We start from the raw sequence: 12,133 nt of genomic DNA, 5'->3' as shown, positions 1-12,133 counted from the left end.
GGCTATCTCCCTCGCACTGCTGCCAGTTCCGCTGCCAGCATTTCCGCCAGTTGGGCCTCGGATAAATCGTCACTGAGCTCCGTTTCATCTAGACCAGAAAAACGGTTTGCGATCTCTGGATTAGACATCGGTTGATTAGACATTGGTGGTTGAGCACCATTGGTCAGATCAGCAAGATGCTGAGAGAGCGCTTCAATGGTTGGGAAGCTCCAGGCTAGAGTCACATCTAGCGGCTGCGACAAGGCAAGAAAATCTTCCAAATCTTGGGCCAATTCAACCGCCATGACTGAATCAACACCATAGTCTGCTAGCGCTTTATTGAGTTCAATTTGATCTTGTTCTAAGCGCAATCGCTGCGTAAGCCACTGCTGCAGCCACTGCTCAATTTTGAATTTCTGCTTCAGGGAAAGTGGGCGAAACAGAGAGGGGGGGACTTTCTTTTCATGAGCGTGCAGGTGCTTGGTCTGTCCCTCCACGGGAGAAGAATGAGATGGAGGCGTTAATTTCAACACCTTATCTAGCATTTCGTCATTACCTGCCAAGGTTTGTTCGATCTCTCCGATACTGTTTTGATAGTTGCTAATTTGTTCAGCCAACATTGTCGCCGTTACCCCTTTATTGGGGTGAGACACCTGAACCTGAGCAACAGCCTGCTTAAAGTGATGCTGTGCCCACTCAGTCGCTGCAGGCCTAGCTGAGGTAGCCTTTAATGTTGCGATAGCTAATGCCCACGCAGCCGTTTCCCCAATCACAAAATTTGCCTGCTGCCGAGCAGGTATCTCATCTGAGAAAGGTGACTGTGAACTTAGATAGTAGGCCAAAATCTCACTGGCAGACTCAAAGAGTGAATCTGCCAGTGAGGTCAAATTCAACTCTGATAAAAACTCTCGCAATGCTGCTGGCTGATGGGTCACCCTAGCCCCTAAATACATTGCTAGGGATTCAGTTGGCCCTTCAAAAATTCTCAAAACTCTGGCATCTCTGAGGATTTGGGGTGCTACGTTAGTTTCGATATAGCCTCGTCCTCCTAGACATTGCACTAAGTTGTCAGCAGCCTGCCAATAAAATTCTGGGCCTAGGACCTTGCAGGCAGCATAGAACTCTTCAGGGACAAACAATGCCTGATCCAAACGTTGACCAACAAAGGTAACTAGGCTGTTAAGAGTGGTGATCGCATGAGTTAACCAATTCAATCGAGTCAATATTATTGGGTTATCCAACAATTTTCCCGTAGAAATAGAGCGACGAGAACTATAGCGCAGCATCATTTGGGCACAGCGCTTCATTCCACCAACACTGGCAGCAGCAATAGCTAGGCGCCCATACATCATGGCTTCTTGTGCCACAATCATGCCCATGCCAGATTCGCCCAAAAGCTGAGATGTAGAGGCAGGCACTTGGTCTAGAAACACCGTATTTTGCACCATGGCTCTCATCCCCATGGTCAATGCCTCAGGCCCTTGACGTAGTCCAGGCGAACCTTTTTTGACGATGAATCCGCTGACACCTATGGGGTTACCAGTTGCATCACATTGCTTGACAAATACATTGGTAACGCTTGCCCACGCTGCGGAACCACTCCAAATTTTTTCTCCTTGCAATGTCCAACCCTGTGACGTCGGCATGGCTTTAGACGTAATACCGAATGGGTTAGAACCAGCCGCTGGTTCAGTCAGAGCAAATGCTGCTAATTCTCGCCCAGCAGCTAGCCCCGGTAGAAGTTGCTCGCGCATCTCTGGCTGAGCATAGTCCAAGATAGGGCGAATACCCAGTACATTATTAAGACCAACAAATAGGGCTAAAGTAGGATCAATGGCCCCAAGTTGTTCCAAGACTTGCAATAGGTCATGATGGCCGAATTCCAGGCCACCATACTGTTGAGGCACCTGCATCCCCAACAAGCCTTGGTTGCCAAAATCCAGAACTATGCTGGGTGAAATACATCGACGCTCATCCATTAATCGGGAATTAATCGACTCGTTCGCATATTGGCGAAGCCAAGAAATGCGGCCAGCAAGCTTGTTAGTTCTGTCCGACGGTAAAGAATTTAAGTTATCTTTGCTGGAAGCAAAGGCGGTAGATTCTTTTCCCTTACTTCGCTTGATCTTTTGCCCTTCATTAATGGACCAATGGGCGACAGGTGCGAGCTTTTTTTCGATAAAGGCAGTTTTGCATATATGTCTTTGTACTTTCCCGCTTGTAGTCTGCGGTAGGTGCCCCGGCTTCAGTAGCCATATGACTGCAACTTGTAGCCCATGATGGTGTGAAACAGCAGCACGTATGGCATTGAAAACAACCTCTGCCTGCAGATGACGTAAGGCCGCTCGCTTGACTTCTTGAAAAATGACAAGGCTTTCAGATCCATCCAGATCGACACTAAATGCAGCCCCTTGTGATCTCAGATCTTCATGACATTGAGCTACAGTATATTCGATGTCGTGGGGTAGGTGGTTGCGTCCACGGATAACGATTAAATCTTTAAGCCGCCCGGTGATATAAAGTGATTGACCATCATAAAAGCCCAAATCTCCAGTGCGCAGATAAGGCCCACTTCCATCAGGTAAGTAAGCATGAAAGCTTTCTTGTGTCGCTTGAAAATTTTGCCAATACCCTTGGGTTATGCTGTCGCCTGCAACCCATATCTCACCTATTTTGTTCGACGTACAGGTATGACCATTTTTCAGGTCAACAATGGCTAGACTCGTTCCTACATCTAATTCACCGCAGCCAATAACGAGTGCTGCATCGTCAGAATTGGGAGTCGTCTCAACAACATTCCCTAAACCAAGCGAACTCCGCTTGAGGCTACGAATCGTATTTTTCCGGGCATCCCAATGGTTACCCGAGACGAATAGAGTAGCTTCTGCTAGGCCATAGCAGGGGTAAAATGCTTGGGACTTAAACCCACAACTTGCAAAGGTGGATGAGAAGTTTTCAAGTGTCCTAGCTTGAATAGGTTCAGCCCCATTAAAGGCAAGTTGCCAACTGCTTAGATTCAACCCTACCCGCTGTGAAGGCGTGGTTTTTTGAAGACAATAGTCATAGGCGAAATTAGGTCCACCGCTGGTTGTTGCCTGAAAATGAGAGATTGCCTGTAGCCAGCGTATTGGTCTCCGTAAAAAAGACTGTGGTGACATCAAGGTCACTGGGAAACCACCGTAAATAGGCTGTAAAATTCCACCAATTAACCCCATGTCATGATGAGGAGGTAACCAAATAACAAAATAGCTGTCAGGCCCATGACCAAAGCATTGATAAATCAATGCTTGATTACTCATGAGGTTGGAATGGCTAACCATGACACCTTTCGGTTTGCTGGTAGAACCTGAGGTGTATTGCAACAACGCTAATTTCTCAGCCTTACAAAGCTCAAACTCATTAGGTATTGAATCATTAATTTCTAGATTATTGAGTTGATCAGTAGCCAGACAGAAGAGAGTATCACTATCATGATGGGCTATTAACTGTTTTACTTCTGGTAACAAATGCTGACAAGTTAAGATACCTACTACTTGGGCATCTTCAAGAATATGTTTCCAGCGTTCCCCGCTCTGATGGCGACGGGCTGGCTGAACGGGGACTGCGATTTTACCTGCGTACCAGCAGCCAAAAAGAGCAGCAATAAATTCTAAACCTGGAGAATAGGCCAGAAGAATAGGCTGATTCTGTCTATCACAATCTGACAATCGAATTCGTAACTGCTTAGAAATTGCTCTAGCTCGGCGATCAATATCAGAATACGTCCAGCTATTTCCCTGGTGCCAATCTACTCGGGTTACATCAGAAACTTCATCGGGTATGAACTGACAGGCAACTTTGTGGGGCTGAGCTATGGCTCTTTGGCGCAAGACGTTCGCCAAAGTCGATCCCAAAGAAAAATCATGGTTTGAATCATCAAGTTTGTTTTGGATTATCCCTTTGAACGTCATAATTCTCTGCATTGTTGCTAGGTATCAGATCGGAGAAAAAACACGCATGTGTCTAACTTCTCAAGGCCTTTCTTAATAAGCGAAGAAAAACAGTCACGAACTCATATGTGAATACGTGGCACTTATCCCATGCTCATGAAAGAAGCTATAATAGCACTCCCATAATAGGAATTATTCTCAATAGAATAAATGATTCTTATATTTTTTTCTACAAGCCAACACTAAAAAAAGAATTCCTTAAGGATTGGCGTTTCTTATACCACAAGGCGTCTTCAATGTTGTCAATACTATCCAACTGTTCAAACAAAAGTCATTTTGTAAGGCATTTCAACCTATTAGCTTTATGCATGTGATAGTAGGAGTAAACAGAACTAGGATTTGGCTTTAGTTCATAAGATCCAGCTATTCCCTCAATTTAGCGATTTATTTTTAATTCTTAGTAGAGTAAATAGATATGGCTTTCTAATTAAGAATGAGTATTAACAATGTACCTCTAAAATTTCCACAGTTCAACCACCAGTGTCATCTGTGCTGAGGATTCTGATGGGGCGCGTGTTGTTTTGGGTGAAGGCTGAAGGTAGAACATAATCGCCATCGAGGGATACTGAAGCGGGACGATCACTAACGATGAGTTTAACCGTAGTTTGGGGCTTGTCGATTAACCGTTGACTGTCGTAGAGCGTTTTACCCTTTTGATCTTGAACTGAAATTGCGAGGGGCATATTGAGTGGTGCTGATTTTTGCAGGCCTAGATTTGTTGTGTATCGTTTTTGAGCAGCGAGATTGAGAGTCACTTTGTACTTACCCTTGTCAAAAGGCTTAGCGACGGCATCCGTAAGGCCTACTTGATAAGTAACGACTTTACTAAACAACTCATCGATTAGTACTCGATCCTTGGTAGAAGCCTGGGCTGCAATCTGATCCTTCAGGTCTAAGACCGTCGCGTAGGGTGGAGGCTGAAATCGATGAATGTTTAAAAACTGGCGAATTGCCCTAAGAAGGGCTACCTGACCGATTTGCTGTTCAATCAGTTCTAAGATCATGCCACCTTTGTGGCGGGCGACAGGTAGTTCGTTGTAAACATCCACTAGGGGAGGTTCCTTAAAGTCAATTTTACCGAGCTGTCGGAAGTAATCACGCATTAAGCGCTGCTTTGCTAGGCGCTGTTCTGCAGGGGGGCGCTGCGATCGCTGATACAGTTCACTCGCATAAGCACTTAACGCCTCCCGAATTGTCATGCCCCCTGCTACATCAGCGGCAATCATCTGGTCTTCCCACCAGGCATGGGCCAATAGATAGCTCACCCAATCAATTAAGGATTCCTTTCCTTGCCCCTGTGCTTTGCTTTTCCAGCCCAGCACTTCGGGTAGTCCCAACGTTCCCCCTTCTGAAAAAACCATGCCGTCGTAATAGACAAATTCAACCAATCGCACCTGCTCAAAGGGATAGGGACCCAAGATTTGCTCGTAAAAGGTGAGCGCTTTACCCATTTGCTGAGCCATCAATTCCACATTGTCTGAGTGGGAGGGATGGTAGTAAATCTCAATGGGGACCCGGTAATCATTATTGCGATAGGTTGCGTATCGGGCCGAGTAGATCGTGAATTTACCCCGGGTCTGCTGAGTTGAGCGATAGCGAAAATAGGCCCGATCTCCCTCGGTCCATTGCTTTACGAGACGCCCTGATGTGACGGCCATTTGATCTGCAGCAGTCCCAATCGTAACCTCTGTCTTCCCCCAGGCTAAATGAGTCACCATTAATGCTTGGGCCAGGCCGGAGGGGTCATCATGGGAACGCATGCGTTCGTCAAGGGGGGGCAATCTTAAATTAGCCCGCAACCAGGCTTTTTTTTGCTCCACCATTTTGGTGTAGCCGACAAAGGGCAAAATAAAAGGACTGTACAGATTGGTCCCATTGGCAACGACATCATTGGGATAAATCATATACACGTCATCGCTATCAACCTGATTGCGAAAGCCCTGGGCCGACGTTGTGGCAGTCTGAAACTGCATCACTTGCTGCTCGCCGGGCATGAGGGGAGAGGCTAAGTCATAGATATAGTAGCCCCACTTCGGATGAGCCTCCCGAAGCTTGGCCCCTGGATAGTTAACTTCCCCAAGCTTGAGGTTAATAAAGGTCAATAGGTGAATTTCACGAATGGGCTGATCAGTACGATTTTCTAAGGTGTATTGTCCCCGTGCTTTGAAATAGCGTTGGTCCGGATATAAATCAACGGTCACTTTAGTATCGGTGACCACAGGCATAGGCAAGGATTCATATTTTTTAAATCGCTTTTCAATGGCTGCTGCCGTTTCCTCTTTACCCGGTGGTTGGTAGGCGTTGAGTTGAGTGGTATTGTAGGCAATCCAGGTCCCTACGCCCACCCAGGACAGCACCAAGACTGCGAGAACTTTTTTGACTGAGCGATGGGCGGCTTTCCAGCCGCTTCGCCACAATGCTCCCGGCTTACCCTCTGGGATGCCTCGGGGCCAGAGCATATATGCAATCATCAGCAAGACTGCGGCAAACAGACTCCAGTAAAGGACATACCAGAGATGTCCTTGAAATAACCCCCCGTATCCATTCATGGGAGAGTATTCAATATCATTGGTCGCTGCAAACCGATAGAGGTTGTGATACCAGCCCAACGCATCTAAGGGGATATGGGATAAAGAAATTAAAACGACCAAAGCCATCCCCAAGTATTTACGACGGGTGACGACTTGGGTAAATAGTGCGAGGGCAGCCGTGATGTAGTAGTAAGGACCATGCTCTAGAAACAGCATTTGTCCGTAAAGGGGAAGCTGGAGGTTGGTATAGCCATTCAAAAGCTGATAGCCAATCATCACCCCCATGGCCAGCAGCAAATTGAATGTAATCATCACAAAGAGCGCTGACAGTTTCGATAATAAAAGCACCCCACTTGAAACGGGGGTGGCATCAAGCACGGACTGCAGCCTGAGGGCGCGATCGCGCCACATGACCTCTGCCGAATAGACCACAATAATGGCAAAGAGAATATAGTCTAGATAAATATTGGCCGAGTGGATCAAAATATCGGTACTGGGGTTTGAATAACTGAAGGTGCGGCTTCCCATGGCCGCCATCACCAAACTAACTAGTCCTCCCGCTGTCAGCAGCAAAAAAGCTCGTCCTTTCAGAATCATGCGAGTTTCAAAAATGCTGCGATGAATCCATTGACGAACAAAGCGAAAGGTATGATTGATGGGACGGTTCGAGGATATTAGCTTCCCAGACGATGGTTGTCGATTCTGTCCAACTGCCTGAACCACTGATTGGCGTGTGGATCGGCGAGGTAGTTTCAGGGAAAAACTTAGGTAACTGATGAGCCAAGTCCCGAGACCAATTAGGATCCACAGTATGCGGTTCCAAACGAAGGTGCCACTCAATGGGGGCATCAGGGTATTGTATTGATGAACGGTCCAGGCCAGCGTTTGCTCTTCTAAGCCAAAAAATCCAAAGGGGTCTGCGAGGGCCCATAGCCAATATTGGTCAAAGTTAATCACATCCACCCCTACCATCAGTAGGGAGGCCAAATAAAACATCACTAAGACAATTGACCCTGCATAGGTAAACGCTAAACTTCGCGTTCGGGCTGCTAACCCAAAGGCAATCGCAGACACCAGAAACAAGTTAGGGAAGGTGATCAATCCATAGCTTAGTAAGTAGGCGTCCAGTCGAAGCGGCCCGATAGCATATGCATTTAACCCCGGTACTAAACTTCCCAGAATCATCCCTGGCAGATAGGCCGAAAAAGCAAGGAATGCCACCGCAAAAGCAGCGATAAACCGTGTCGCTAAGTAGTGTCTTTTGGAAATGGGAGTTGCTAGAATTAGCTCTTCCGTTCGGTTTTGAGCATCGCGCACAAAAGTTTCGGCAATAAAGGCAGCCGCGGCTAAAATGCCAAAAATGCTATACCAAATTGTGGTTTGAAAGATCTGTAGCGGACTATTGACATAGAAAAAGGCGTTGCCTTCACTGCCTTTGGAGACCATATCAGTGGTTGCGATCGCAAAAAATACTACGGCAATCACCCAAAAAGTGGGGCGGCGTAGATGGTAACGGCACTCAAAGCGAAAGACAGGAGTTGAAAACATGGATTCAAACCTTCTTGGATAAAGGCATTCTGCTATGGACTACATCAATGCCGTGAAATACACATCGTTAAGATCAGGATCAACTAACTGAAATTTTGAACTGGGCTGGGTTTCACTCAACACTCTTGTGCAGCGACCGCCGCGTTCCATCCGAGTCGTAATTAAAGCCCACTGTTCCTCTATCTCAGAGAGGTCTTCCCCTGGACACATCCAAACCCGTCCTTTCAAGTTGTCCAACATCTCCAATGGACTACCGCTCTGCACTATTGCACCCTGTTTAAGAATCGCCATCTGAGGGCAGAGTTCAGCCACATCCTCGACAATATGAGTTGAGAGTAACAGCACCCGATCCTGGCTAATCTCAGCGAGTAAATTCTGAAATCGGATACGCTCTGCTGGGTCCAAACCAGCCGTTGGTTCATCGACAATGATTAAGCGCGGCGCTCCTAGCAATGCCTGGGCAATACCAAAGCGCTGTCGCATTCCCCCAGAGAATGTTCCCAGTTGCTGATGTCGATGATCGAAGAGATTAACGAGCTGTAGTTGTTCTTCAACAACTGCCCGTCGTTGCTTTCGATTGACAAAGCCTTTGAAAACAGCCAGTTGATCGAGGAGTTCAACTGCAGAGACTTGAGGATAGACTCCAAAATCCTGGGGTAAATAGCCCAGATTCTGACGGGACTGCTGTAGATCCCGTCGCAAATCCGTTCCATCCAAAGTAACCGTGCCGCTATCTGGATCCTGCAGAGTAGCTAAGGTCCGCATCAGGGTGGATTTCCCAGCCCCATTAGGACCCAACAGCCCAAAAATTCCATGAGGTATTTCAAGGGAAATATTCTTAAGTGCTTCAATCCCGTTGTTGTACGTTTTACAAAGTTCTTGAATGACTAACATAGGCAAATTTCTCAAAGTATATGTCTTTCTTCAGTTGCAATGATTCAAGAATCCGTCCATAAATTTGCCTTTTCTGGCTAAAGTAAAGCGTCAACTCACCATCCATGGTTTTCCCTTAGAATCTAAGTTGTGGGGTCTTATCGCAGATTTGCTCACATAATCTATCGCGGGCGCTAAGTATTGAGCCTAGTCAACAAGCCCTAAAGCAGGAACAATTACTCGCGACCCAGGGAATCTTCCTGTCTAAACGACAGAGGTGTGGGGAAGGAATGTCAAACTCATTACAGATGAACATCATTCTGATGTTCATCTGCTCAACGTAAATGCTTGATGTCATCCGCCTCCTTTGTTGGAGCCGATTTTCTAAATCTGCAATAGTCATTTGATTATTCACAATTGCTTTGGTGAGCTGACTGTCGATTTAAATACTGCATTGCTCATTGGCGGTGATCCGATCCAATAAATCATGCTGTTTAGTAGCTACGGTGTTTAAGCCTTGTGCTTAGGCTGTAATTTTTCTTGCCCCACCTGTTCCATTTGTCTCAGCAAACAAATTTACTCTTGCTGAAGACGGAACTTCTGCAACCTTTGTATTTTCAGTGCAAAGTCGTTAAGAAAAGAAAAATTGCATCTTCCTTAAAAAATTATTCAACCTGGTGGTTGGGATAAATCTGAAAGAAGGTATTTTTGCATAAAAAACCAATTTTTGGAGAAAATATGCAGTCTTATCCCTTTAAAGCAGCTATTTTCACTGATCATTAGGTTCTTTGAATGAATATCATGATATTACAGTGAGAATAGGTCCAAAGTAGAAGATCTGTAAATCACTCACGAATTATCAACATGCGGTCTAAATGAGTGTAAAAGCTTTACGGTAAGAGGCTTACGTGAACACATAACTTTAATTTTGTAGGTTATTACTCATTTTCTTTTCAAATTCAGTTATAAGTGATACTGTAATTTTGAATTAGTTGAGAAATGAAGTCAACAAAGATAATCAATTAGATTGCTGCTGCTTATTTTATGAAGCCATACAAGATTCTGCTAGAGAAGGGTGACCTCCTTGCTCTACCTATGTAGTTAGGGTTAGACGTGATTTTCCAGCTTAATATTGGACAATCTGCTTTCTATTGCGATTTTTATCTATCTATGGGCTAAATGCATGAATTAAGAAGACTTTATCTTTGGTTTAAGAAAAGGAGAGTTGTTTCTATTCAGCTTTTTGGAGTTTTTCATTTGCCTAAAAGATTTTCTTTGCATATGTCTAATGACAACAACTTTAAAGAATTAACCATAAGTATTCTTAATAAAATAATGCCGTTGCTGATGTTTAGAGTCATCGAGATCGGCTCAATCGTGCCCATCAAACATTAATGTTGGTATCCTGAGCAACCTTCTCTGCTCTCTAATGAGGACTTCATTGTAAGGAAAGGGTGTTGGTTCTCAGGCCTGGGGTTTTCAGCTCTTGGTTTGAGTCAATGTTTTGCCTATCTAAACGCTATCGATTCTTAAATTAAGGACTAAAACGCAATGTTCTTGACCGCACCAAATTCATCTCAATTGAGAAAAAGTCTCTCATCAACAAAAACACTTGTCATCATTGACAGTCATGTTGACGATCTAACGCAGTTGGTTCGTAGCTTGCCTCAGGAAGATGTCATCGTACTCGATCCCAGCCGAGATGGGATAGAACAAATTACGCAGGCATTGAGTAGTCGGAAACTCGTCTCAAGCTTACATTTAGTGTCCCACGGGACCTCAGGATGTTTATTTTTAGGCAATTCCAAGCTCAGTCTTGAAACCCTCAGCCACTACGAACATCAAATCGAATCTTGGGCTAACGCACTTTGCAGCGCTGATGTCTTAGTTTATGGATGTCAGGTAGCTGAAGGCGCATTAGGTGCACTCTTCTTGCAGCGTTTACATCAGCTTACAGAGGCCAATATTGCTGCATCTACTCAGCGCGTAGGTAAAATTGATGGTCAGCTAAATTGGGTGCTAGATGCTCAGCTTGGAGAGGTTCAAACGCACGTTATTTTCTCTGAAGCACTGCAACAGAGTTATGAGGGCAGCTTTGTTGAAGTTAGCCTTGATATCGAACAGGATGTAGCGATTGAAACTGAAGAGACACTCGTTACATTTAACTTTACGCTCGACGAAGCTCCTCCAGCAGGGGGTATTGTAGTTGTCCTGAGTGCCAATGAGACTTCTTCGTTTAATCGATTCAATCCTAATTTTGATGGGTCAAACTTACAGCTCAATGGCATTGATCCTTTCTTACCTAACAACGACGTATCGCCAGACCTTGACTTTAGCGCCTTCGCGTTGAATATCACACAGCAGAATGCTTCGTTTTCCATTCCTGTATTAAACACTTCTGACGCAGATGTTAGTGTAGATAACCCTGATACTAACCCCGATATTGAAGATTCTGCGGATGTCGCGGAAGAGATCACTTGGACCATTAGCACTATTGCGCCAGAGGATGTGCCTGATGGTCTGGGTCTGGGGACACCTGGAACAGTCGCTGCGGGAGCCAGTAGCGATTCGATTATTATGGCGGATAATCCAGAACAACTATCTTCCGGTGTTCCAGAGGTTAGCATTACCACCGACGTTACTGAATTGGTCGAAGACGAAGATCCTACACCTCAAGTCACCTTTACTATTAGTCTGAGCGAACCCCCACCAAGCGAAGGTTTAGAAATTTCTCTTGAAACAGGTAAGCCTTTTGCTTTAGGCGATTTTTTAGTGCTTCCTCCTGACGCGACGTTCACTGGGATTGGAGGTTTTACCGGTTTCGATGATAACAGTGGCGCAACTATCCTAGTTACAGAGCAAACGGCAACTATCACTTTACCCATTTTTAATGACGAAGATCGGGTTCCAGATGGTTCAGTGACTAATCCTGATGATGATTTGCGTAATGATGATCAGGGTGAAGAGCAGACTACGTTTACAGTAGGTCCAGGAGATGGATATACCGTTTCAGCAGATGCTGGTTCAGTGACGTTAACGCTCAAAGATACCAATGTTGTTAACACAGCACCAGTAGCAGCGGATGACACAGCCACAACTGATGCAGGTGCAGCAGTAAACATTGATGTTTTAGGGAACGACTCTGACGCTGAGGGTAACGACTTAACCCTCGCAGGTGTGGGTACTCCTGATAATGGCGGCACTGCTGAAATC

At 45.4% G+C, this 12,133-nt stretch carries 4 protein-coding genes; 1 reads left to right on the top strand and 3 read right to left on the bottom strand.

The window, feature by feature from the left end; genetic code table 11:
• Window positions 1-2: 2 nt before the first annotated feature.
• The 3 genes from Q0991_RS05035 to Q0991_RS05025 all read right to left on the bottom strand — a co-directional run bounded on the left by Q0991_RS05035 (window position 3) and on the right by Q0991_RS05025 (window position 8,941).
• Entirely contained in the window at window positions 3-3,860 is a 3,858-nt protein-coding gene (locus tag Q0991_RS05035) for an AMP-binding protein (protein WP_299486083.1), read from the bottom strand.
• A 578-nt stretch (window positions 3,861-4,438) separates the two neighbouring features.
• Window positions 4,439-8,047: a hypothetical protein gene (locus Q0991_RS05030; RefSeq protein WP_299486081.1), complete on the bottom strand. Its 3,609-nt coding sequence runs from the start codon at window positions 8,045-8,047 to the stop codon at window positions 4,439-4,441.
• 39 nt (window positions 8,048-8,086) lie between these two features.
• Entirely contained in the window at window positions 8,087-8,941 is an 855-nt protein-coding gene (locus Q0991_RS05025) for an ABC transporter ATP-binding protein (protein WP_299486079.1), read from the bottom strand.
• A 1,530-nt stretch (window positions 8,942-10,471) separates the two neighbouring features.
• On the opposite strand from Q0991_RS05025, the gene Q0991_RS05020 reads away from it, so the two are divergent.
• Window positions 10,472-12,133: DUF4347 domain-containing protein (locus tag Q0991_RS05020; protein WP_299486077.1), on the top strand; the 1,662-nt coding region annotated here is incomplete at its 3' end.

Source organism: Acaryochloris sp. IP29b_bin.137 (assembly GCF_028285745.1).
In the GTDB taxonomy this organism is placed as follows: Bacteria; Cyanobacteriota; Cyanobacteriia; order Thermosynechococcales; family Thermosynechococcaceae; genus Acaryochloris.
The sequence above is the reverse complement of the archived record's forward strand: the minus strand, read 5'-3'. Positions and strand labels throughout refer to the sequence as shown.

What these genes read in the sequence shown, in the direction of transcription:
- Q0991_RS05030 (WP_299486081.1), bottom strand. Translation starts at nt 8,047, where the DNA reads ATGTTTTCAACTCCTGTCTTTCGCTTTGAGTGCCGTTACCATCTACGC.
- Q0991_RS05025 (WP_299486079.1), bottom strand. Translation starts at nt 8,941, where the DNA reads ATGTTAGTCATTCAAGAACTTTGTAAAACGTACAACAACGGGATTGAA.